Origin of the sequence: Pseudomonas sp. SG20056 (assembly GCF_031764535.1) — a bacterium.
Lineage (GTDB): Bacteria > Pseudomonadota > Gammaproteobacteria > Pseudomonadales > Pseudomonadaceae > Aquipseudomonas.
Window position 1 is genome coordinate 1,132,555 of the sequence record NZ_CP134499.1, and the last position, 24,652, is coordinate 1,157,206.

A 24,652-nucleotide genomic window follows, 5' to 3' on the forward strand; every position below is an offset into this window, starting at 1 on the left:
AAAGTGCGTATAATGCCGCGCCATGACTCGTACCCGATCTTCCCGTCCCCGTTCTAAACGCCGTTCCGGCGGTATGCGCCCCTGGTTGGGCTGGGCTATCAAGCTCGGCTTGGTTGGTTTGGTGGTGCTCGCCGTGTTTGCGGTTTACCTCGATGCAGTGGTGCAGGAGAAATTCTCCGGTAAGCGCTGGACTGTGCCCGCCAAGGTGTACGCCAGGCCACTGGAGTTGTTTGTTGGGCAGAAACTGGCCAAGGACGACTTCCTCAAAGAGCTGGATGCCTTGGGCTATCGCCGCGAAAACGCGGTGGCCGGTCCCGGCGGTGTGTCGGTTGCGGGCAACAATATCGAACTGCATTCACGCGGCTTTCAATTCTATGAAAGCACCGAGCCGTCGCAGCGCGTGCGCGTGCGTTTTTCTGGCGATTACGTTGCAGGGCTGACTCAGGCAGGTGGTGGCAACCTGGCCGTGGCGCGGCTTGAGCCGTTACTGATTGGCGGCTTGTACCCCGCGCATCAGGAAGATCGTGTGCTGATCAAGCTGGAACAGGTGCCACCGTATCTGGTGGAAACCCTGGTGGCGATTGAAGACCGTGAGTTCTTCAATCACTTCGGTGTGTCGCCCAAGGGCATTGCCCGCGCGGTATGGATCAACGCCACTGCCGGTCAGCTGCGTCAGGGGGGCAGTACCCTGACTCAGCAGTTGGTGAAGAACTTTTACCTGACCAACGAGCGCACTCTGGTTCGCAAGGCCACCGAAGCCATGATGGCGGTGTTGCTGGAGTTGCATTACGACAAGAAGGACATTCTTGAGGCCTACCTCAACGAGGTTTTCCTTGGCCAAGATGGCCAGCGTGCAGTGCATGGTTTTGGCTTGGCCAGCCAATACTTCTTCAGCCAGCCCCTCTCGGAGTTGAAACTTGATCAAGTCGCACTGCTGGTCGGTATGGTCAAAGGGCCAACCTACTACAACCCGCGGCGCAACCCGGAGCGGGCGCTGGAACGGCGCAATCTGGTGCTTGATGTGCTGGCCGCACAGGGTGTCGCCAGTGTTGAAGAAGTGGATGCCGCGAAGCAGAAACCATTGGGTATCACGCGGCGCGGTAGTTTGGCAGACAGCTCGTTCCCAGCCTTCCTTGACCTGGTCAAACGCCAGCTGCGCGAGGATTACCAGGAGCAGGACCTGACCGAAGAAGGTCTGCGCATCTTCACCAGCTTCGATCCGATCATGCAGCTCAAAGCCGAAAGTGCCTTGGCCGACACCCTGAAACGCCTATCCGGGCGCAAAGGGGTGGATCAGGTCGAAGCTGGGATGGTGGTGACCAGTCCGGAAAGTGGTGAGGTGCAGGCGATTATTGGCAGTCGTCAGCCGCGCTTTGCCGGCTTCAACCGGGCATTGGATGCGGTCCGGCCGATTGGTTCGCTGATCAAACCGGCGATCTACCTGACGGCTCTGGAGCGTCCGAGCCAGTACACCCTGACCAGTTTGCTCGAAGATCAGCCGTTCTCGATCAAGGGGCAGGACGGTCAGGTGTGGAGGCCACAGAACTATGACCGCAAGGCCCATGGCACCATTTACCTGTACCAGGGTTTGGTCAACTCTTACAACCTGTCTACCGCCAAGCTAGGGCTGGAAATCGGTGTGCCGGAAGTGCTGAAAACGCTTAACCGTCTAGGTGTCGAACAGGAGTGGCCAGCATACCCATCGATGTTATTGGGAGCGGGTGGGCTGAGCCCGATAAACGTGGCGAATATGTACCAGACCATGGCCAATGGCGGTTTCAATACGCCGTTGCGGGGTATTCGTGCGGTGTTGACGGCTGAGGGTGAACCGCTCAAACGTTACCCGTATCAGATTCAGCAGCGCTTCGACAGCGGTGCCATCTACCTGCTGCAGAACGCCATGCAGCGCACGATGTCAGAAGGCACAGGGCGTTCGGTCTACAGCCAACTGCCGCGTTCCCTGGCTTTGGCCGGCAAGACCGGCACCAGTAACGACTCGCGCGACAGCTGGTTTGCCGGCTTCAGTCAGGATGTTCTGGCGGTGGTGTGGTTGGGGCGTGATGACAATGGCCCAACGCCGCTGACCGGTGCGACTGGGGCGCTGCAGGTGTGGACGGACTTTATGCGCAAGGCCGATCCACTGCCGCTGGATATGCCCGTGCCAGATAACGTGGTGCAGGCCTGGGTAGATGCCAGTAGCGGTCAGGGTACTGACCCGAGTTGTCCGAATGCAGTACAGATGCCGTATATTCGCGGCAGCCAGCCTGTCGCCGGACCGGCCTGTGGTATTCAGGCACCGGTCAACGAAGTGATGGATTGGGTGCGCGGCTGGTTGGATTAAGCGAAGAGGGTTTGACGTGAATAAGTGGTTGATTCCAGCTGTAACGGTTTCGCTGGTGCTGGCTGGTTGCAGCAGTGTGCCACGCGGCTCGATTCCGGTCGTTGAAGGCGGTACTGCGGTAGCTGGTGCGCAGTCAGGTACGTCTGGCGGCTATGGTGCTCCAGTTACACAGCCTCAGGCCCTGCCGGAAGACTCCGGCGTGGTAGTGATGGTGCCGGGTGGTGGCGGTAGTTCCGCGCCGATCCAGTCGTTCCCTGCCGGTAATGCTCCGCTGGATACTGGCGTCTCCACGCAGCCGTGGAGTGCTACGCCGCCAGCAGCTACTCAGGGCGGTTATGCCGCGCCGGCGCCGAGTGGCATTCCAGGCAGCGGTTTGGCCATGGATGAGCAGCTGGATGGTCCGGTTCTGGCTTTGTTGACTACGGCTCAGCAACAGCAGGGTGGTGGTGATCTGAATGGTGCTGCTTCCAGCTTGGAGCGTGCCCAGCGTATTGCTCCGCGTGAACCGCAGGTGCTGTACCGCCTGGCTGAGGTTCGCCTGGCCCAGGGCGATGCTGCACAGGCCGAACAGTTCGCCCGTCGCGGCCTGAGCTATGCCAGCGGTCGTCCGGCTTTACAGGCCAGCCTGTGGAACCTGATTGCTCAAGCGCGCGAGCGTCAAGGCGATGCTGCCGGTGCTGCGCAGGCCCGTGAGCAGGCGCGAGTTAACCTCTAATGGATGCGCGTGTGCTTGCGGTGGCAGAACAGTTGCTGCTGATCGAGCGTGAACTACGCCTGCTCGGCTGGTGGGAGATGCAGGCGCCCAGTGCGCAGGCGTTATCCAGTCAGGAGCCGTTCTGCGTCGATACCTTGGCGTTCGAGCAGTGGCTGCAGTGGATATTTCTACCGAGGATGAAACAAATGCTGGAAGCCGGGGCAGCATTGCCTAGTGTTTCCGGGATTCAGCCGATGGCGGAGCAGGTGTACGGTGGTCAGGCCAAAAAGGCTAGAGAACTGATTAAGCTATTGGGCGAGTTCGATCAGCTGATTGTTGGCGCGAGCTGAGTCGCGCCAACTGGCTTACTTGCAGTTTTCCGCAATTGCCTTCTGCGCTGCGCTGATACGACTTTGGCGCTCTTCTTCGCTTAGACGGCGCAGTTCGCCCTCTACTTCCATGCGTAGGCGGGGGTTGTTCTGCAGCTGCGAAAGGTTGGTGCGTACGTCTTCGCAATACTTCTTGCGCTCTATTTCCTTGGCAGCAACCTCTTGCTTGACCTTCTCATCAATGGCCGCCTGCTCGGGGTCGGCGATGCTTTCGAAGGTCGGTGCCGCTTTCTTCTCTTCTGCTGCAACAGGTTTTGGCGGCGGTGTTGCGGTATTGATGCTGGTGGCGTCTTGGCCTTGTGGCGGTTGTGCGCTGAAGTGCGTTACGCCTTGAGCGTCGACCCACTTGTAAACCTGGCTGGCCATGGCGGTGGCGCTCATGGCGAGCAGCAAGCTGCTGGTGATCATCATGCGGCGCATGCGGTTTCCTTATATTGAGCTGCGGTGCCTGCTCACTACTATAACCAAAATGTTCGAATCGTCATCCTGCGCTGCGTCACAGCAGAACATTGCAGATTCAATCACGGATTGCTTGACTTGGCAGCGCCGAATCCGAACAATTCCACGCTCGCTGTAGTGGAGTCCGCCGCAAGCAGGCTTTAGCTCAGTAGACATGAGGTGCACACCCGCGCCGACCTGTTACACCCGCAACGCGTTACCTCGCGCTGGGTGGGAAAACCCCGCAACACTTTGGGGTATTCCCAATACTTGCTCAGTTGTAGCTGACGTAGTCGGCGACCACCGTCGCTCATGCTCTGCTGGCAGTAAACCTATCTTAGGCCGTCCTCCTTGTTGGGCGGTTTTCTGGCGTTTTAGAGGTGAACAACGTGGAGCTTTTATCCGGCGCTGAAATGGTCGTCCGCTTTTTGCGTGACGAAGGTGTTAAGAACATCTATGGGTACCCAGGCGGTGCTCTTCTACACATCTACGATGCCCTGTTCAAAGAGCCGGAAGTGCAGCACATCCTGGTTCGTCACGAGCAAGCGGCAACCCATATGGCTGACGGCTATGCCCGCGCCACCGGTAAAGCCGGTGTGGTGCTGGTAACCTCGGGTCCTGGCGCAACCAATGCCATTACCGGTATTGCCACTGCCTATATGGACTCCATTCCGATGGTGGTGTTGTCCGGTCAGGTGCCAAGCACCATGGTCGGTACTGATGCTTTCCAGGAAACCGACATGATCGGTATCTCCCGGCCGATCGTGAAGCACAGCTTTATGATCAAGCATGCTTCGGAGATCCCAGAAGTCTTGAAGAAAGCCTTCTATCTGGCGCAATCCGGTCGTCCAGGTCCGGTGGTCGTGGATATCCCGAAGGATATGACCAACCCGGCTGAGAAGTTCGAGTATGTCTATCCGAAGAAGGTCAAGCTGCGTTCCTATAGCCCGGCCCTGCGCGGGCATTCCGGACAGATCCGCAAGGCGGCTGAATTGCTGCTGACGGCCAAGCGTCCAGTCATCTACTCAGGTGGTGGCGTGATCATGGGTGGTGCTGCAGCGCCGCTGACTGAGCTGGCGCAGATGCTCAACCTGCCGGTCACCAATACCCTGATGGGCTTGGGCGGCTATCCAGGAACAGATCGCCAGTTCCTCGGCATGCTCGGCATGCACGGCAGCTACACCGCTAACCTGGCAATGCACCACGCCGATGTGATCCTTGCTGTTGGTGCACGCTTCGATGACCGCGTGATCAACGGCGCGAGCAAGTTCTGCCCGAATGCCAAGATCATCCACGTTGATATCGATCCGGCCTCCATCTCCAAGACCATCAAGGCCGATATCCCAATTGTCGGTCCGGTTGATAGCGTGATGACCGAGATGGTCGCGATCCTTAAAGAGATCGGCGAGCAACTAAACAAGGATGCGCTGGCAAGCTGGTGGAAGCAGATCGAGGAGTGGCGCGGCGGTCGCATCATGTTCCCTTACGACAAGGGCGACGGCAGCATCATCAAACCGCAGACCGTGATCGAGACTCTGTCCGAAGTCACCGGTGGCGACGCGTTTGTGACCTCCGACGTTGGCCAGCACCAGATGTTTGCTGCCCAGTACTACCGCTTCAACAAGCCGAACCGTTGGATCAACTCCGGCGGCCTGGGCACCATGGGCTTTGGTTTCCCTGCGGCCATGGGCGTCAAGTTGAGCTTCCCGGATGACGAAGTCGCCTGCGTAACCGGTGAAGGCAGCATCCAGATGAACATTCAGGAGCTGTCGACCTGCCTGCAGTACGGTTTGCCGGTGAAGATCGTCAACCTGAACAACGGTGCGCTGGGTATGGTGCGCCAGTGGCAGGACATGAACTACGGTAGCCGTCATTCGCATTCCTACATGGAATCGTTGCCGGACTTCGTCAAGCTGGCCGAGGCCTATGGCCATGTCGGCATGCGCATCACTGATCTCAAGGATCTAAAACCGATGATGGAGGAGGCTTTTGCGATGAAAGATCGCCTGGTGTTCCTCGATATTCAGGTTGATACCAGTGAGCACGTCTATCCGATGCAGATCAAAGACGGTGCAATGCGCGATATGTGGCTGAGTAAGACGGAGCGTACCTAATCATGCGACACATTATTTCCCTGCTGCTGGAAAACGAGCCCGGCGCATTGTCCCGCGTGGTTGGTCTGTTCTCGCAACGCAACTACAACATCGAAAGCCTGACTGTGGCACCGACCGAAGACCCGACCCTGTCGCGTCTGACGTTGACCACTGTGGGTCATGATGAAGTCATCGAGCAGATCACCAAAAACCTCAACAAGCTGGTTGAGGTGGTCAAGCTGGTCGACTTGTCGGAAAGCGCTCACGTTGAGCGCGAGCTGATGTTGGTCAAGGTCAAGGCGACTGGAGCTCAACGTGCTGAAGTCAAGCGTACCACCGACATCTTCCGTGGGCAGATTGTCGATGTGACCAGCAGCGTGTACACCATTCAGCTGGCTGGTACGAGCGACAAGCTGGACAGCTTTATCCAGGCCATCGGCACTGCGTCGATTCTGGAAACCGTGCGCAGTGGCGTTACCGGCATTGCCCGTGGCGACAAGGTGCTGAGCATCTGATTGCGTTGTACTGATAAAACGAAAAGCCCTCAGAGAGAGATTCCTGAGGGTTTTTTGCGTTTCTGGGAGGCGACTCGCTGTCAGAATTTAGCGTTGGCGATTCCAGAATGCGTTGATCAGCGGATCTTTAAGGCGTTTCTCCAACGCGAACAGGCCAATATCGTAGGCGGTTAGCGCTGGCTGAGTGTCGTAGATGCGGATACGTGCGGTCAGCGGGCTGTTGTCGAGTACGATTTGCGGAACCACACCAATGCCAAAGCCCAGGCTGACCATGCTGACGATGGCTTCATTGCCGCTCACCTGGGCGTAAATGCGCGGTTTGATGTTGTGGTTTTTTAACCATCGATCGGTGCGGGTCCTGGCAAGGCCTTCTTCTGAGAGAATCATCGGTACGTCTTTCCAGGTGTCCGTGCCGGGGCGCTTCAGTTGCTCCTCGGTTAACAGCTGGGGTGACAGTGGGCCGATAAAGCACAGTGCGGAGCGAGCAATGGATTGAAACGCGACGCCAGCAGGCAAACTGTCAGGACGGGCGCCGATGGCAAGGTCTTCCAGTCCTTCTTGCACGCGCTCTACGGCTTTGGCCGGGTCGCCGGTGTGCAGCTTCATTTCAATGCGTGGGTAGTCCTGGCGAAAGCTGCTCAAGATGTCATAGAGGAAGCTGTAGCTAGCGGTTACCGAGCAATACAGGGAGAGCTCGCCGTGCAGGATCAACTGGTCCTGCTTAAAGGTCTGACGGATGGCCTGCCAGCCATTCATAACCTCGCTCGCATACTCGCGGAACTGTTGTCCCTCGCGGGTCAGGCGCACTGAACGGTTGTCTCGCAGAAACAGTGGCGCGCCCAGTTCGTCCTCGAGTTGCTTGATGCTGCGGCTGAGTGCGGAAGGGCTGACGTGTTGCTCGCGGCTGGTTTTGCCGAAGTGCAGGTTGTCGGCCAGGGAGAGAAAGAGTCTGAGTGCGTGACTATCCATGATCGTTTCAAATCTCGGCATGTTGTGTTGCAAATATATCATTTTACGCAATGGGGCGGATCACTTAAGGTGTCTTCGTCGCGGTGCATGCACCCCATCCCTTTTCGATTAAAAGAGCCAAGAACATGAAAGTTTATTACGACAAAGATTGTGACCTCTCGATCATCCAGGGTAAGAAAGTTGCCATCATTGGTTACGGTTCCCAGGGCCACGCTCAAGCATGCAACCTGAAAGATTCCGGCGTTGATGTAACTGTTGGCCTGCGCAAAGGCTCCGCCACTGTTGCCAAGGCTGAAGCCCACGGCCTGAAAGTGACTGACGTTGCTTCCGCCGTTGCTGCTGCCGACCTGGTCATGATCCTGACCCCGGACGAGTTCCAGTCTTCCCTGTACAAAAACGAAATCGAGCCGAACATCAAGAAGGGCGCTACCTTGGCCTTCTCCCACGGTTTCGCGATTCACTACAACCAGGTTGTGCCGCGTGCTGACCTCGACGTGATCATGATCGCGCCGAAGGCTCCGGGCCACACCGTACGTTCCGAGTTCGTCAAGGGCGGCGGTATCCCTGACCTGATCGCTATCTATCAGGACGCTTCCGGCAACGCCAAGAACGTTGCTCTGTCCTACGCCGCTGGCGTGGGTGGCGGTCGCACCGGCATCATCGAAACCACTTTCAAAGACGAAACCGAAACCGACCTGTTCGGCGAGCAGGCCGTTCTGTGTGGCGGTACCGTTGAGCTGGTTAAAGCCGGATTTGAAACTCTGGTTGAAGCGGGCTACGCGCCAGAAATGGCTTACTTCGAGTGCCTGCACGAACTGAAGCTGATCGTTGACCTCATGTACGAAGGCGGTATCGCCAACATGAACTACTCGATCTCCAACAACGCCGAGTACGGCGAGTACGTGACCGGTCCGGAAGTGATCAACGCCGAGTCCCGTCAGGCCATGCGCAATGCTCTGAAGCGCATCCAGGACGGCGAATACGCCAAGATGTTCATCAGTGAGGGCGCAACCGGCTACCCTTCGATGACTGCCAAGCGTCGTAACAACGCTGCTCACGGTATCGAAATCATCGGTGAGCAACTGCGCTCCATGATGCCGTGGATCGGTGCCAACAAGATCGTCGACAAAGCCAAGAACTAAGGTTTTATGACGTAAGAAAAGACGCGGCCAAGGCCGCGTTTTTTCATGGTGCGGCAAGGCTTCTGGTATAAAGCCTGAGTGTTGCATGGGTGCTGGCGTGAACCCTGATCGTCAGTGTCTGTCGAAATTCTCCAAATCCGTTGCAAGGTGTTGTTCATGAATGAACGTCCAGATGAGCCGCAGTCTCCCGTCGACGCCGAAAGTTTGCTGCCAATCGATGAGCATATAGAGGAGGGGCATGACGCCGAAGGGCGCAAGGTCCGTCATCGCGGTATTTATCTGCTGCCCAACCTGTTTACCACGGCCAACCTGTTTGCCGGGTTCTACGCCATCATCAATGCCATGAACGGCAACTTTTATGTGGCTGCGGCTGCGGTGTTTGTTGCCATGGTGCTGGATGGTCTGGATGGTCGTGTCGCACGATTGACCAATACCCAGAGTGCTTTCGGCGCCGAGTATGACTCGCTGTCCGATATGGTCGCCTTTGGTGTGGCGCCTGCCTTGCTCGCGTTTGAGTGGGCGCTCGGCAGCATGGGTAAGGTCGGCTGGATGGTTGCCTTCATCTATGTAGCTGGGGCGGCGCTGCGTTTGGCGCGCTTCAATACGCAGATCGGTAGCGTCGACAAGCGCTACTTTATCGGTCTGGCCAGCCCGGCTGCTGCGGGTGTGGTGGCGGGCACGGTATGGGCCTTCAGTGATTTCGGTATCAAGGGCTCGAATATGGCCTTTGTGGTTGCAATCCTAGTGGCTGCTGCCGGCATGCTGATGGTCAGCAATATCAAGTACAACAGCTTCAAGGATCTCGACCTGAAAGGGCGTGTGCCTTTTGTGGCAATCCTGGCGGTGGTGTTGGTGTTTGCTGTGGTGTTCAGTGATCCGCCGCGGATTTTGCTGATCATCTTCCTGGCTTACGCGGCCTCGGGGCCTATTCAGTACTTGCTGCGCCTACGTCGCGGCAATAGCGCGTAGTTACAGCGCAGTGGTTCCGGCAAAGCCGTTGAAGCGTCAGCTTCAACGGCTTTGTCGTTTCTGAGGGCGGCGCGGGTGGTGGGTGGTCGTGGCTGTTGAATTTGCGGCTTTTGAAACAAAAGCATAACAATCGATTGACCTTGGTTATTTTGTCCCTATAATGCGCAGCTCTTCAGGCGTAAGCAGCTCCTTAAACTTCTTATAAAACAAGAAGTTATATTTAAAATAGGGGTTGCAAAGCAGCGAAAGCTGCGTAGAATGCGCCACCTCTTCAGGTGGTGATATTTGAGTCTGAAGAGGTTCGGTCAGGTAGATCGAAAGCGGTAAAAGAGGCAGTTGACAGTGGTTTGAAACGCTGTAGAATTCGCCTCCCGCTGACGAGAAGCTAGATGTTGATCGGAGGCGCAAGTGGTTGAGATTGAAAAGAAATTTTCAAAATCACTTGACGGAAGGTGAGGCTGCTGTAGAATGCGCGCCTCGGTTGAGGCGAAAGGCTTAACCACCCGCTCTTTAACAACTGAATCAAGCAATTCGTGTGGGTGCTTGTGAGGTAAGACTGCTAGTCGCAAGATTATCAGCGTCACAAGTAACACTCGTTAATTTGAGAGTTTTTTGTCGATTGCTGAGCTAAGTTTAGGGTTTTTTCAAAACCCAAGCAGTATTGAACTGAAGAGTTTGATCATGGCTCAGATTGAACGCTGGCGGCAGGCCTAACACATGCAAGTCGAGCGGTAGAGAGAAGCTTGCTTCTCTTGAGAGCGGCGGACGGGTGAGTAATGCCTAGGAATCTGCCTAGTGGTGGGGGATAACGTTCGGAAACGGACGCTAATACCGCATACGTCCTACGGGAGAAAGCGGGGGACCTTCGGGCCTCGCGCCATTAGATGAGCCTAGGTCGGATTAGCTAGTTGGTGAGGTAATGGCTCACCAAGGCGACGATCCGTAACTGGTCTGAGAGGATGATCAGTCACACTGGAACTGAGACACGGTCCAGACTCCTACGGGAGGCAGCAGTGGGGAATATTGGACAATGGGCGAAAGCCTGATCCAGCCATGCCGCGTGTGTGAAGAAGGTCTTCGGATTGTAAAGCACTTTAAGTTGGGAGGAAGGGTAGTAACTTAATACGTTGCTGCTTTGACGTTACCGACAGAATAAGCACCGGCTAACTTCGTGCCAGCAGCCGCGGTAATACGAAGGGTGCAAGCGTTAATCGGAATTACTGGGCGTAAAGCGCGCGTAGGTGGTTCAGTAAGTTGGAAGTGAAATCCCCGGGCTCAACCTGGGAACTGCTTTCAAAACTGCTGAGCTAGAGTACGGTAGAGGGTGGTGGAATTTCCTGTGTAGCGGTGAAATGCGTAGATATAGGAAGGAACACCAGTGGCGAAGGCGACCACCTGGACTGATACTGACACTGAGGTGCGAAAGCGTGGGGAGCAAACAGGATTAGATACCCTGGTAGTCCACGCCGTAAACGATGTCAACTAGCCGTTGGGAGTCTTGAGCTCTTAGTGGCGCAGCTAACGCATTAAGTTGACCGCCTGGGGAGTACGGCCGCAAGGTTAAAACTCAAATGAATTGACGGGGGCCCGCACAAGCGGTGGAGCATGTGGTTTAATTCGAAGCAACGCGAAGAACCTTACCTGGCCTTGACATGCTGAGAACTTTCTAGAGATAGATTGGTGCCTTCGGGAACTCAGACACAGGTGCTGCATGGCTGTCGTCAGCTCGTGTCGTGAGATGTTGGGTTAAGTCCCGTAACGAGCGCAACCCTTGTCCTTAGTTACCAGCACGTTATGGTGGGAACTCTAAGGAGACTGCCGGTGACAAACCGGAGGAAGGTGGGGATGACGTCAAGTCATCATGGCCCTTACGGCCAGGGCTACACACGTGCTACAATGGTCGGTACAAAGGGTTGCCAAGCCGCGAGGTGGAGCTAATCCCATAAAACCGATCGTAGTCCGGATCGCAGTCTGCAACTCGACTGCGTGAAGTCGGAATCGCTAGTAATCGTGAATCAGAATGTCACGGTGAATACGTTCCCGGGCCTTGTACACACCGCCCGTCACACCATGGGAGTGGGTTGCACCAGAAGTAGCTAGTCTAACCGCAAGGGGGACGGTTACCACGGTGTGATTCATGACTGGGGTGAAGTCGTAACAAGGTAGCCGTAGGGGAACCTGCGGCTGGATCACCTCCTTAATCGAAGACTTCAGCTTCTTCATAAGTTCCCACACGAATTGCTTGATTCATTGAGAAAGACGATTGGGTCTGTAGCTCAGTTGGTTAGAGCGCACCCCTGATAAGGGTGAGGTCGGCAGTTCGAATCTGCCCAGACCCACCAATTGTTGTGGGGTTTGGCCTTGTAAGAATATGGGGCCATAGCTCAGCTGGGAGAGCGCCTGCCTTGCACGCAGGAGGTCAGCGGTTCGATCCCGCTTGGCTCCACCATATACAGCCTCGTTGAGAGTTCAGAAATGAGCGTTCCTGCTAAAGCAGATGAATGTTGATTTCTGGTCTTTGACCAGTAAGAAAATCGTTCTTTAAAAATTTGGGTATGTGATAGAAGTGACTGATTGATTACTTTCACTGGTAATTAATTTGGTCAAGGTAAAATTTGTAGTTCTCAATTGCAAATTTTCGGCGAATGTCGTCTTCACGTTAGAGACAATAACCAGATTGCTTGGGGTTATATGGTCAAGTGAAGAAGCGCATACGGTGGATGCCTTGGCAGTCAGAGGCGATGAAAGACGTTGTAGCCTGCGATAAGCTCCGGGGAGTCGGCAAACAGACTTTGATCCGGAGATCTCTGAATGGGGGAACCCAGCCAGCATAAGCTGGTTATTACACACTGAATACATAGGTGTGTAAGGCGAACCAGGGGAACTGAAACATCTAAGTACCCTGAGGAATAGAAATCAACCGAGATTCCCTTAGTAGTGGCGAGCGAACGGGGACTAGCCCTTAAGTTGATTTGAGAATAGTGGAAGGCTCTGGAAAGTGCCGCCGTAGTGGGTGATAGCCCCGTACACGAAATTCTCTTATCAATGAAATCGAGTAGGACGGAGCACGAGAAACTTTGTCTGAATATGGGGGGACCATCCTCCAAGGCTAAATACTACTGACTGACCGATAGTGAACTAGTACCGTGAGGGAAAGGCGAAAAGAACCCCGGAGAGGGGAGTGAAATAGATCCTGAAACCGTATGCGTACAAGCAGTGGGAGCCCACTTTGTTGGGTGACTGCGTACCTTTTGTATAATGGGTCAGCGACTTATATTCAGTGGCGAGCTTAACCGAATAGGGGAGGCGTAGCGAAAGCGAGTCTTAATAGGGCGTTTAGTCGCTGGGTATAGACCCGAAACCGGGCGATCTATCCATGGGCAGGTTGAAGGTTGGGTAACACTAACTGGAGGACCGAACCGACTACCGTTGAAAAGTTAGCGGATGACCTGTGGATCGGAGTGAAAGGCTAATCAAGCTCGGAGATAGCTGGTTCTCCTCGAAAGCTATTTAGGTAGCGCCTCGTGTATCACTGCTGGGGGTAGAGCACTGTTTCGGCTAGGGGGTCATCCCGACTTACCAAACCGATGCAAACTCCGAATACCAGCAAGTGTCAGCACGGGAGACACACGGCGGGTGCTAACGTCCGTCGTGAAAAGGGAAACAACCCAGACCGTCAGCTAAGGTCCCAAAGTTATGGTTAAGTGGGAAACGATGTGGGAAGGCTTAGACAGCTAGGAGGTTGGCTTAGAAGCAGCCACCCTTTAAAGAAAGCGTAATAGCTCACTAGTCGAGTCGGCCTGCGCGGAAGATGTAACGGGGCTCAAACCATACACCGAAGCTACGGGTTCAACGTAAGTTGAGCGGTAGAGGAGCGTTCTGTAAGCCTGTGAAGGTGAGTTGAGAAGCTTGCTGGAGGTATCAGAAGTGCGAATGCTGACATGAGTAACGACAATGGGAGTGAAAAACTCCCACGCCGAAAGACCAAGGTTTCCTGCGCAACGTTAATCGACGCAGGGTGAGTCGGCCCCTAAGGCGAGGCAGAAATGCGTAGTCGATGGGAAACGGGTTAATATTCCCGTACTTCTAATTACTGCGATGGAGGGACGGAGAAGGCTAGGCCAGCACGGCGTTGGTTGTCCGTGTTTAAGGTTGTAGGCTGAATGCTTAGGTAAATCCGGGCGTTCAAGGCCGAGAACTGATGACGAGTTATCTTTTAGATGACGAAGTGGTTGATGCCATGCTTCCAGGAAAAGCTTCTAAGCTTCAGGTAATTAGGAACCGTACCCCAAACCGACACAGGTGGTTAGGTAGAGAATACCAAGGCGCTTGAGAGAACTCGGGTGAAGGAACTAGGCAAAATGGCACCGTAACTTCGGGAGAAGGTGCGCCGGTGAGGGTGAAGTATTTACTGCGTAAGCCCATGCCGGTCGAAGATACCAGGCCGCTGCGACTGTTTATTAAAAACACAGCACTCTGCAAACACGAAAGTGGACGTATAGGGTGTGACGCCTGCCCGGTGCCGGAAGGTTAATTGATGGGGTTAGCTAACGCGAAGCTCTTGATCGAAGCCCCGGTAAACGGCGGCCGTAACTATAACGGTCCTAAGGTAGCGAAATTCCTTGTCGGGTAAGTTCCGACCTGCACGAATGGCGTAACGATGGCGGCGCTGTCTCCACCCGAGACTCAGTGAAATTGAAATCGCTGTGAAGATGCAGTGTATCCGCGGCTAGACGGAAAGACCCCGTGAACCTTTACTATAGCTTTGCACTGGACTTTGAGTTTACTTGTGTAGGATAGGTGGGAGGCTTTGAAGCGTGGACGCCAGTTCGCGTGGAGCCATCCTTGAAATACCACCCTGGTAACCTTGAGGTTCTAACTCTGGTCCGTTATCCGGATCGAGGACAGTGTATGGTGGGTAGTTTGACTGGGGCGGTCTCCTCCTAAAGAGTAACGGAGGAGTACGAAGGTGCGCTCAGACCGGTCGGAAATCGGTCGTAGAGTATAAAGGCAAAAGCGCGCTTGACTGCGAGACAGACACGTCGAGCAGGTACGAAAGTAGGTCTTAGTGATCCGGTGGTTCTGTATGGAAGGGCCATCGCTCAACGGATAAAAGGTACTCCGGGGATAACAGGCTGATACCGCCCAAGAGTTCATATCGACGGCGGTGTTTGGCACCTCGATGTCGGCTCATCACATCCTGGGGCTGAAGCCGGTCCCAAGGGTATGGCTGTTCGCCATTTAAAGTGGTACGCGAGCTGGGTTTAGAACGTCGTGAGACAGTTCGGTCCCTATCTGCCGTGGACGTTTGAGATTTGAGAGGGGCTGCTCCTAGTACGAGAGGACCGGAGTGGACGAACCTCTGGTGTTCCGGTTGTCACGCCAGTGGCATTGCCGGGTAGCTATGTTCGGAAAAGATAACCGCTGAAAGCATCTAAGCGGGAAACTTGCCTCGAGATGAGATCTCACTGGAACCTTGAGTTCCCTAAAGGGCCGTCGAAGACTACGACGTTGATAGGTTGGGTGTGTAAGCGCTGTGAGGCGTTGAGCTAACCAATACTAATTGCCCGTGAGGCTTGACCATATAACACCCAAACAATTTGATGTTTGTGTGTCTCTATGAAGACTGCAACAGCCGAAAATTTGCACAACTACAAAACACATCACATACCCAATTCGAGGTAGCGAGCCGCGAAAGCAGCGCGACATCTCAGCTGAATCGCTTGACGACCATAGAGCATTGGAACCACCTGATCCCATCCCGAACTCAGAAGTGAAACGATGCATCGCCGATGGTAGTGTGGGGTTTCCCCATGTGAGAGTAGGTCATCGTCAAGCACCTATACCAAAACCCCCGATCGTGAAAACGATCGGGGGTTTTACTATTAGTACAAGCATGAAGTTTTGAGTGATCAAGGCCAGTGCTGAAAAGATGTAATGCAAGTGGTTGAGTAGAAAGAACTTTTTCTGAAAGGAACTTCGAAAAATAGCTTGACGGAAGATGAGGCTGCTGTAGAATGCGCGCCTCGGTTGAGACGAAAGACTTAACCACCCGCTCTTTAACAACTGAATCAAGCAATTCGTGTGGGTGCTTGTGAGGTAAGACTGCTAGTCGCAAGATTATCAGCATCACAAGTAACACTCGTTAATTTGAGAGTTTTTTGTCGATTGCTGAGCTAAGTTTAGGGTTTTTTCAAAACCCAAGCAGTATTGAACTGAAGAGTTTGATCATGGCTCAGATTGAACGCTGGCGGCAGGCCTAACACATGCAAGTCGAGCGGTAGAGAGAAGCTTGCTTCTCTTGAGAGCGGCGGACGGGTGAGTAATGCCTAGGAATCTGCCTAGTGGTGGGGGATAACGTTCGGAAACGGACGCTAATACCGCATACGTCCTACGGGAGAAAGCGGGGGACCTTCGGGCCTCGCGCCATTAGATGAGCCTAGGTCGGATTAGCTAGTTGGTGAGGTAATGGCTCACCAAGGCGACGATCCGTAACTGGTCTGAGAGGATGATCAGTCACACTGGAACTGAGACACGGTCCAGACTCCTACGGGAGGCAGCAGTGGGGAATATTGGACAATGGGCGAAAGCCTGATCCAGCCATGCCGCGTGTGTGAAGAAGGTCTTCGGATTGTAAAGCACTTTAAGTTGGGAGGAAGGGTAGTAACTTAATACGTTGCTGCTTTGACGTTACCGACAGAATAAGCACCGGCTAACTTCGTGCCAGCAGCCGCGGTAATACGAAGGGTGCAAGCGTTAATCGGAATTACTGGGCGTAAAGCGCGCGTAGGTGGTTCAGTAAGTTGGAAGTGAAATCCCCGGGCTCAACCTGGGAACTGCTTTCAAAACTGCTGAGCTAGAGTACGGTAGAGGGTGGTGGAATTTCCTGTGTAGCGGTGAAATGCGTAGATATAGGAAGGAACACCAGTGGCGAAGGCGACCACCTGGACTGATACTGACACTGAGGTGCGAAAGCGTGGGGAGCAAACAGGATTAGATACCCTGGTAGTCCACGCCGTAAACGATGTCAACTAGCCGTTGGGAGTCTTGAACTCTTAGTGGCGCAGCTAACGCATTAAGTTGACCGCCTGGGGAGTACGGCCGCAAGGTTAAAACTCAAATGAATTGACGGGGGCCCGCACAAGCGGTGGAGCATGTGGTTTAATTCGAAGCAACGCGAAGAACCTTACCTGGCCTTGACATGCTGAGAACTTTCTAGAGATAGATTGGTGCCTTCGGGAACTCAGACACAGGTGCTGCATGGCTGTCGTCAGCTCGTGTCGTGAGATGTTGGGTTAAGTCCCGTAACGAGCGCAACCCTTGTCCTTAGTTACCAGCACGTTATGGTGGGAACTCTAAGGAGACTGCCGGTGACAAACCGGAGGAAGGTGGGGATGACGTCAAGTCATCATGGCCCTTACGGCCAGGGCTACACACGTGCTACAATGGTCGGTACAAAGGGTTGCCAAGCCGCGAGGTGGAGCTAATCCCATAAAACCGATCGTAGTCCGGATCGCAGTCTGCAACTCGACTGCGTGAAGTCGGAATCGCTAGTAATCGTGAATCAGAATGTCACGGTGAATACGTTCCCGGGCCTTGTACACACCGCCCGTCACACCATGGGAGTGGGTTGCACCAGAAGTAGCTAGTCTAACCGCAAGGGGGACGGTTACCACGGTGTGATTCATGACTGGGGTGAAGTCGTAACAAGGTAGCCGTAGGGGAACCTGCGGCTGGATCACCTCCTTAATCGAAGACTTCAGCTTCTTCATAAGTTCCCACACGAATTGCTTGATTCATTGAGAAAGACGATTGGGTCTGTAGCTCAGTTGGTTAGAGCGCACCCCTGATAAGGGTGAGGTCGGCAGTTCGAATCTGCCCAGACCCACCAATTGTTGTGGGGTTTGGCCTTGTAAGAATATGGGGCCATAGCTCAGCTGGGAGAGCGCCTGCCTTGCACGCAGGAGGTCAGCGGTTCGATCCCGCTTGGCTCCACCATATACAGCCTCGTTGAGAGTTCAGAAATGAGCGTTCCTGCTAAAGCAGATGAATGTTGATTTCTGGTCTTTGACCAGTAAGAAAATCGTTCTTTAAAAATTTGGGTATGTGATAGAAGTGACTGATTGATTACTTTCACTGGTAATTAATTTGGTCAAGGTAAAATTTGTAGTTCTCAATTGCAAATTTTCGGCGAATGTCGTCTTCACGTTAGAGACAATAACCAGATTGCTTGGGGTTATATGGTCAAGTGAAGAAGCGCATACGGTGGATGCCTTGGCAGTCAGAGGCGATGAAAGACGTTGTAGCCTGCGATAAGCTCCGGGGAGTCGGCAAACAGACTTTGATCCGGAGATCTCTGAATGGGGGAACCCAGCCAGCATAAGCTGGTTATTACACACTGAATACATAGGTGTGTAAGGCGAACCAGGGGAACTGAAACATCTAAGTACCCTGAGGAATAGAAATCAACCGAGATTCCCTTAGTAGTGGCGAGCGAACGGGGACTAGCCCTTAAGTTGATTTGAGAATAGTGGAAGGCTCTGGAAAGTGCCGCCGTAGTGGGTGATAGCCCCGTACACGAAATTCTCTTATCAATGAAATCGAGTAGGACGGAGCACGAGAAACTTTGTCTGAATATGGGGGGACCATCCTCCAAGGCTAAATACTACTGACTGACCGATAGTGAACTAGTACCGTGAGGGAAAGGCGAAAAGAACCCCGGAGAGGGGAGTGAAATAGATCCTGAAACCGTATGCGTACAAGCAGTGGGAGCCCACTTTGTTGGGTGACTGCGTACCTTTTGTATAATGGGTCAGCGACTTATATTCAGTGGCGAGCTTAACCGAATAGGGGAGGCGTAGCGAAAGCGAGTCTTAATAGGGCGTTTAGTCGCTGGGTATAGACCCGAAACCGGGCGATCTATCCATGGGCAGGTTGAAGGTTGGGTAACACTAACTGGAGGACCGAACCGACTACCGTTGAAAAGTTAGCGGATGACCTGTGGATCGGAGTGAAAGGCTAATCAAGCTCGGAGATAGCTGGTTCTCCTCGAAAGCTATTTAGGTAGCGCCTCGTGTATCACTGCTGGGGGTAGAGCACTGTTTCGGCTAGGGGGTCATCCCGACTTACCAAACCGATGCAAACTCCGAATACCAGCAAGTGTCAGCACGGGAGACACACGGCGGGTGCTAACGTCCGTCGTGAAAAGGGAAACAACCCAGACCGTCAGCTAAGGTCCCAAAGTTATGGTTAAGTGGGAAACGATGTGGGAAGGCTTAGACAGCTAGGAGGTTGGCTTAGAAGCAGCCACCCTTTAAAGAAAGCGTAATAGCTCACTAGTCGAGTCGGCCTGCGCGGAAGATGTAACGGGGCTCAAACCATACACCGAAGCTACGGGTTCAACGTAAGTTGAGCGGTAGAGGAGCGTTCTGTAAGCCTGTGAAGGTGAGTTGAGAAGCTTGCTGGAGGTATCAGAAGTGCGAATGCTGACATGAGTAACGACAATGGGAGTGAAAAACTCCCACGCCGAAAGACCAAGGTTTCCTGCGCAACGTTAATCGACGCAGGGTGAGTCGGCCCCTAAGGCGAGGCAGAAATGCGTAGTCGATGGGAAACGGGTTAATATTCCCGTACTTCTAATTACTGCGATGGAGGGACGGAGAAGGCTAGGCCAGCACGGCGTTGGTTGTCCGTGTTTAAGGTTGTAGGCTGAATGCTTAGGTAAATCCGGGCGTTCAAGGCCGAGAACTGATGACGAGTTATCTTTTAGATGACGAAGTGGTTGATGCCATGCTTCCAGGAAAAGCTTCTAAGCTTCAGGTAATTAGGAACCGTACCCCAAACCGACACAGGTGGTTAGGTAGAGAATACCAAGGCGCTTGAGAGAACTCGGGTGAAGGAACTAGGCAAAATGGCACCGTAACTTCGGGAGAAGGTGCGCCGGTGAGGGTGAAGTATTTACTGCGTAAGCCCATGCCGGTCGAAGATACCAGGCCGCTGCGACTGTTTATTAAAAACACAGCACTCTGCAAACACGAAAGTGGACGTATAGGGTGTGACGCCTGCCCGGTGCCGGAAGGTTAATTGATGGGGTTAGCTAACGCGAAGCTCTTGATCGAAGCCCCGGTAAACGGCGGCCGTAACTATAACGGTCCTAAGGTAGCGAAATTCCTTGTCGGGTAAGTTCCGACCTGCACGAATGGCGTAACGATGGCGGCGCTGTCTCCACCCGAGACTCAGTGAAATTGAAATCGCTGTGAAGATGCAGTGTATCCGCGGCTAGACGGAAAGACCCCGTGAACCTTTACTATAGCTTTGCACTGGACTTTGAGTTTACTTGTGTAGGATAGGTGGGAGGCTTTGAAGCGTGGACGCCAGTTCGCGTGGAGCCATCCTTGAAATACCACCCTGGTAACCTTGAGGTTCTAACTCTGGTCCGTTATCCGGATCGAGGACAGTGTATGGTGGGTAGTTTGACTGGGGCGGTCTCCTCCTAAAGAGTAACGGAGGAGTACGAAGGTGCGCTCAGACCGGTCGGAAATCGGTCGTAGAGTATAAAGGCAAAAGCGCGCTTGACTGCGAGACAGACACGTCGAGCAGGTACGAAAGTAGGTCTTAGTGATCCGGTGGTTCTGTATGGAAGGGCCATCGCTCAACGGATAAAAGGTACTCCGGGGATAACAGGCTGATACCGCCCAAGAGTTCATATCGACGGCGGTGTTTGGCACCTCGATGTCGGCTCATCACATCCTGGGGCTGAAGCCGGTCCCAAGGGTATGGCTGTTCGCCATTTAAAGTGGTACGCGAGCTGGGTTTAGAACGTCGTGAGACAGTTCGGTCCCTATCTGCCGTGGACGTTTGAGATTTGAGAGGGGCTGCTCCTAGTACGAGAGGACCGGAGTGGACGAACCTCTGGTGTTCCGGTTGTCACGCCAGTGGCATTGCCGGGTAGCTATGTTCGGAAAAGATAACCGCTGAAAGCATCTAAGCGGGAAACTTGCCTCGAGATGAGATCTCACTGGAACCTTGAGTTCCCTAAAGGGCCGTCGAAGACTACGACGTTGATAGGTTGGGTGTGTAAGCGCTGTGAGGCGTTGAGCTAACCAATACTAATTGCCCGTGAGGCTTGACCATATAACACCCAAACAATTTGATGTTTGTGTGTCTCTATGAAGACTGCAACAGCCGAAAATTTGCACAACTACAAAACACATCACATACCCAATTCGAGGTAGCGAGCCGCGAAAGCAGCGCGACATCTCAGCTGAATCGCTTGACGACCATAGAGCATTGGAACCACCTGATCCCATCCCGAACTCAGAAGTGAAACGATGCATCGCCGATGGTAGTGTGGGGTTTCCCCATGTGAGAGTAGGTCATCGTCAAGCACCTATACCAAAACCCCCGATCAGGTAACTGATCGGGGGTTTTATTTTGCGCCGCGAAAACAAGTCAGGCGCAGGTGCGCCTTTGATAGGCAACTAAACAGCGCGTGGTTATGATGCCTAAGCGTACTTTTATCAGGGTTCTTCTATGGCCGGACCGGCACGTTCTGAACCACTTTCCGAACTTGAGCTTAAGCAGCTGATTGCCTGTCATGAGTGCGATCTGTTGCTGCGTAAGCCTGAAGCTGCTGCAGGTGAGCGGGTCGAATGCCCACGCTGTGGTTATGAGTTGTACACCCATCGTGCACAGGTCGTGCGCCGCAGTATGGCGTTGGTGATTGCGGCTTTGTTGTTGTATATCCCCGCCAATTTTCTGCCGATCATGCAGCTCAACCTGCTCGGGCAGGCGACTGAGGATACCGTCTGGACGGGCGTACTCGGCCTGTATAACAGCGGCATGCAGAGCGTGGCCGTGGTTGTGTTTCTCTGCAGCATGGCGGTGCCACTGCTCAAGCTGTTGTGCCAGTTTGCCGTGTTGCTGACCATCCGACTGGATATCGGTCGTAGTTATGGCCTACTGCTTTATCGCATTTATCACCATATGCGCGAGTGGGGCATGCTTGAGGTCTACCTGATGGGCATCCTGGTCGCGATTGTGAAGCTGGTCGATCTGGCCGAGTTGAGCATTGGTCTGGGGCTGCTGTGTTTTGTCGCGCTGTTATTGGTTCAGGTCTGGCTGGAGGTGACGATGTCGCCCCATCAGATCTGGGAAGCTTTGTCGGGGGAGGATGCGCATGCGGGCGATTGATGCTGGGTTGTTGATTTGCCATGAATGTCATCAACTCAATCCACAGCAGCCGGGCAGCGACAAGCAATTCTGCGCGCGCTGCGGCGGACACTTGCATGCGCGTCGTCCCAACAGTCTGGTGCGTACCTGGGCGTTATTGCTCACGGCGGCGGTGCTGTATATCCCGGCCAACCTGTTGCCGATCATGACGGTTAACTCGCTTGGCAAGGGGCAGTCCGACACCATCATGTCGGGGGTTATCGAATTGGTGAACTACGGCATGCTGCCGATTGCCGCGGTGGTGTTTATCGCCAGCATTGTGGTGCCGACCTTCAAATTGGTCGGTATTGCTCTACTGCTGTACTCAGTACAGCGACATCAGCCGATGTCAGCGCGTCAGCGCGTGTTGATGTACCGCTTTATTGAATGGATCGGGCGCTGGTCGATGCTGGATATTTTCGTCATCGCGATATTGGTGGCGGTAGTCAACTTCGGCAGTTTGGCGAGTATCGTTCCCGGCTATGGCGCTACCGCGTTTGCCAGTGTGGTGGTGTTGACCATGCTGGCCGCTTTAACCTTTGACCCCCGCTTGATTTGGGATAACACGGACTCGGACGACCACCATGAATGATTTGCCGTTGGCTAAAGCGCGCCCAGCTTCAAATTGGTCGGCTATTTGGGTATTGCCACTGATAGCACTGTTGATCGGTGGCTGGCTGGGTTGGCGTGCCTACAACGAAGCCGGTATCGAGATCCAGGTGATGTTTGCCAGCGGTGATGGCATTCAGCCGGGTAAGACTGAGGTCATCTTCAAGGGCATGCCGATCGGTAAGGTCAGAGCCCTGGAGCTGGATGACAGCGGCGAGCGGCGCGGTGTGCGCGCCACCCTGGAGATGGACAAGCGAGTTGAGCAGCACCTTCGTACTAATACGCGCTTCTGGCTGGTCAAACCGAGCGTTTCGCTGGCCGGTATCACGGGGCTGGAAACCCTGGTGTCGGGTAATTACATCACCGCCAGCCCAGGTGATGGCGAGCCTACACGTAAATTCACCGCGCTGACCGAGCCGCCGCCTTTGGCCGATACCGAGCCTGGTTTGCACCTGACTCTTAAGGCCGAACGACTTGGCTCGCTCAACCGCGACAGCCCGGTGTTTTACAAGCAAATCCAAGTGGGCCGGGTGAAGAGTTATGCCCTGCTTGAAGATCAAAATCTGATCGAAGTTAAGGTATTCATCGAACCGCAGTTTGCCTCTCTGGTGCGTAAACACACGCGTTTCTGGAATGCCAGCGGCGTCTCTATCGATGCCGGTTTATCTGGAGTGAAAGTACGCACCGAGTCTTTGGCGAGCATTGTCGCGGGCGGGATTGCCTTCGCTACGCCCGAGCACCGCAAAGATAGCCCGCCGACAGACCCGAGCCTGCCGTTTCGTCTGTATGAAGACTTCGACAGCGCCCAGGCGGGTATCCGCGTGTCGCTCAAGCTGCATGAGTTCGATGGGCTGGAGCCGGGCCGTACGCCGGTTATGTACAAGGGCATCCAGGTCGGCCATATGAAGACCTTCAAGGTTGATCAGGATCTCAGTGGTGCGCAGGTGGAGTTGATGCTCGACCCACGCACCGAAGACTACCTGGTTGAAGGGACCGATTTCTGGGTGGTCAAACCATCGATTTCCCTGGCTGGGATAACCGGGCTTGAAGCGCTGGTCAAGGGCAACTACATCGCCATCCGGCCGGGTGACGCCGGCAATCCACCGCTGCGTGATTTTGTCGCTAGAGCCAAAGCTCCGCCGCTCGATCTGTCAGCGCCGGGTTTGCATCTGGTGTTGTTCAGCGACACACGCGGTTCTCTGGAGGTCGGTAGCCCGATCTTGTTCAAGCAGGTCAAGGTCGGCACGGTGCAGAGTGTTCAGCTGTCGCGTGATGACAAGCAAGTGGCCTTCGGCGTGCACATCGAGCCTGAGCATGCGCATCTGGTGAACAGCAGCACGCGCTTCTGGAATGCCAGCGGCATTACGCTGAAGGGTGGACTGTCCGGCGTTGAGGTCAAGAGCGAATCACTGCAGACCTTGTTGGCAGGTGGCATTGCCTTTGAAACACCGAATCTTAATGCGCCCAAAGGCAATAAACGGGTCGAACGCTTCAGCCTGCACAGCAGCCAGGAAGTGGCGCTGCAGAAAGGCGTTGAGCTGACTATTCGCGTACCCAGTGGCGACGGTCTCAGCCCCGGTACGGCGATTCGCTACAAGGGCCTGGACGTTGGCAAAGTTGAACGCATTGAGCTCACCGATGATCTGCAGGCGGTGATTCTGTATGCGCGGATCACCCAGGCGACTCAGCAGATCGCTCGGGTCGGTACGCAGTTCTGGGTGGTCAAACCCGAGGTCAGCCTGACCCGCGCTGCCAATCTGGAAACGCTGGTCACCGGCCAGTATCTGGAAGTGCAGCCCTCGAATCAGAAGGGCGCTGCACAGGTTAACTTTACGGCTGCCGCAGCACCGCCTAAAGCCAGCGCCCGTGAGCAAGGTCTGCGTTTGGTGTTGAGTGCGGCGCGGCGTGGTTCGATCAAACCGGGTGTGGTGGTCAGTTACCGCGAAGTGCCGGTGGGCAAGGTCACCGACTTTGAACTGGGGCCGACCTCGGATCGCGTGCTGATCCACATCCTGATCGAGCCGCGTTATGCGCCCTTGGTGCGTACCGGCAGTCGTTTCTGGAATGCCAGCGGGATTGGCGTGGATGCTGGGCTGTTCAGTGGCGTGAAGGTGCGAACCGAGTCGCTGGAGGCTTTGCTGGAAGGTGGTATTGCCTTTGCCTCCCCGGATAATCCGCAAATGGGCGGCCCGGCGCAAGTTGGGCAGACCTTTGCCCTGCACGATGAGGTCAAGGAAGAATGGTTGCGCTGGGCGCCGAAGATCGCGCTGGAGAAGTAACCGA

The 24,652-nt window shown here is 54.5% G+C and carries 12 protein-coding genes, 4 tRNA genes and 6 rRNA genes; 20 read left to right on the forward strand and 2 right to left on the reverse strand.

Going from position 1 to position 24,652, the window contains the following annotated elements:
* The first annotated feature begins 22 nt into the window (after positions 1–22).
* From mrcB to RHP75_RS05450, 3 genes are read left to right on the forward strand one after another with little or no spacing between them, the layout of a single operon-like run.
* Positions 23–2,341 (forward strand): penicillin-binding protein 1B, encoded by a 2,319-nt coding sequence (gene mrcB / locus RHP75_RS05440; protein WP_311090824.1) that lies wholly within the window; start codon positions 23–25, stop codon positions 2,339–2,341.
* 16 nt (positions 2,342–2,357) lie between these two features.
* Positions 2,358–3,056: a tetratricopeptide repeat protein gene (locus RHP75_RS05445; RefSeq protein ID WP_311090825.1), complete on the forward strand. Its 699-nt coding sequence runs from the start codon at positions 2,358–2,360 to the stop codon at positions 3,054–3,056.
* Positions 3,056–3,385, forward strand: coding sequence for a YqcC family protein (locus RHP75_RS05450; RefSeq protein ID WP_311090826.1), 330 nt, complete (start codon positions 3,056–3,058; stop codon positions 3,383–3,385). The genes RHP75_RS05445 and RHP75_RS05450 overlap by 1 nt, the downstream gene beginning before the upstream one ends.
* A gap of 15 nt (positions 3,386–3,400) precedes the next feature.
* On the opposite strand, the gene RHP75_RS05455 is transcribed toward RHP75_RS05450, so the two are convergent.
* On the reverse strand, positions 3,401–3,844 hold the full coding sequence (locus tag RHP75_RS05455; RefSeq protein ID WP_311090828.1) for a DUF4124 domain-containing protein: 444 nt from the start codon (positions 3,842–3,844) through the stop codon (positions 3,401–3,403).
* A 407-nt stretch (positions 3,845–4,251) separates the two neighbouring features.
* On the opposite strand from RHP75_RS05455, the gene RHP75_RS05460 reads away from it, so the two are divergent.
* Positions 4,252–5,976, forward strand: a complete 1,725-nt coding sequence (locus tag RHP75_RS05460) for an acetolactate synthase 3 large subunit (protein WP_160088604.1) — start codon at positions 4,252–4,254, stop codon at positions 5,974–5,976.
* A 2-nt stretch (positions 5,977–5,978) separates the two neighbouring features.
* Positions 5,979–6,470: an acetolactate synthase small subunit gene (ilvN, locus tag RHP75_RS05465; protein WP_090256033.1), complete on the forward strand. Its 492-nt coding sequence runs from the start codon at positions 5,979–5,981 to the stop codon at positions 6,468–6,470.
* An 87-nt stretch (positions 6,471–6,557) separates the two neighbouring features.
* Here ilvN and ilvY read toward each other — a convergent pair whose 3' ends face one another.
* Complete coding sequence (ilvY, locus tag RHP75_RS05470) at positions 6,558–7,439, reverse strand: HTH-type transcriptional activator IlvY (protein WP_311090830.1); 882 nt, start codon at positions 7,437–7,439, stop codon at positions 6,558–6,560.
* Positions 7,440–7,564: 125 nt separating this feature from the next.
* Between ilvY and ilvC the strand changes: the two genes are divergently transcribed.
* The 15 genes from ilvC (at position 7,565) to RHP75_RS05545 (ending at position 24,648) form a co-directional block, all read left to right on the forward strand.
* Entirely contained in the window at positions 7,565–8,581 is a 1,017-nt protein-coding gene (ilvC, locus tag RHP75_RS05475; protein ID WP_160088600.1) for a ketol-acid reductoisomerase, read from the forward strand.
* A gap of 156 nt (positions 8,582–8,737) precedes the next feature.
* Positions 8,738–9,550 (forward strand): CDP-diacylglycerol--serine O-phosphatidyltransferase, encoded by an 813-nt coding sequence (gene pssA / locus RHP75_RS05480; RefSeq protein WP_167147880.1) that lies wholly within the window; start codon positions 8,738–8,740, stop codon positions 9,548–9,550.
* 663 nt (positions 9,551–10,213) lie between these two features.
* Positions 10,214–11,750: ribosomal RNA gene (locus RHP75_RS05485) — 16S ribosomal RNA — on the forward strand.
* Between the two features lie 65 nt (positions 11,751–11,815).
* Positions 11,816–11,892 (forward strand) — tRNA-Ile (locus tag RHP75_RS05490).
* Between the two features lie 31 nt (positions 11,893–11,923).
* Positions 11,924–11,999 (forward strand) — tRNA-Ala (locus RHP75_RS05495).
* 244 nt (positions 12,000–12,243) lie between these two features.
* Positions 12,244–15,134: ribosomal RNA gene (locus RHP75_RS05500) — 23S ribosomal RNA — on the forward strand.
* Between the two features lie 138 nt (positions 15,135–15,272).
* A 5S ribosomal RNA gene (gene rrf / locus RHP75_RS05505) occupies positions 15,273–15,388 on the forward strand.
* A gap of 374 nt (positions 15,389–15,762) precedes the next feature.
* Positions 15,763–17,299: ribosomal RNA gene (locus RHP75_RS05510) — 16S ribosomal RNA — on the forward strand.
* Between the two features lie 65 nt (positions 17,300–17,364).
* Positions 17,365–17,441 (forward strand) — tRNA-Ile (locus RHP75_RS05515).
* A gap of 31 nt (positions 17,442–17,472) precedes the next feature.
* Positions 17,473–17,548, forward strand: a tRNA-Ala gene (locus tag RHP75_RS05520).
* A gap of 244 nt (positions 17,549–17,792) precedes the next feature.
* Positions 17,793–20,683 (forward strand): 23S ribosomal RNA (locus tag RHP75_RS05525).
* A gap of 138 nt (positions 20,684–20,821) precedes the next feature.
* A 5S ribosomal RNA gene (gene rrf, locus RHP75_RS05530) occupies positions 20,822–20,937 on the forward strand.
* Together the 16S, 23S and 5S rRNA genes with 4 tRNA genes alongside form the textbook arrangement of a ribosomal RNA operon.
* A 145-nt stretch (positions 20,938–21,082) precedes the next feature.
* Positions 21,083–21,742: a paraquat-inducible protein A gene (locus RHP75_RS05535; RefSeq protein ID WP_311090831.1), complete on the forward strand. Its 660-nt coding sequence runs from the start codon at positions 21,083–21,085 to the stop codon at positions 21,740–21,742.
* On the forward strand, positions 21,729–22,352 hold the full coding sequence (locus RHP75_RS05540) for a paraquat-inducible protein A (RefSeq protein ID WP_311090832.1): 624 nt from the start codon (positions 21,729–21,731) through the stop codon (positions 22,350–22,352). Before RHP75_RS05535 ends, RHP75_RS05540 begins: the two co-directional genes overlap by 14 nt.
* A complete protein-coding gene (locus RHP75_RS05545; RefSeq protein ID WP_311090833.1) occupies positions 22,345–24,648 on the forward strand; it encodes an MlaD family protein in 2,304 nt (767 codons plus the stop codon). The genes RHP75_RS05540 and RHP75_RS05545 overlap by 8 nt, the downstream gene beginning before the upstream one ends.
* Positions 24,649–24,652: the final 4 nt, after the last annotated feature.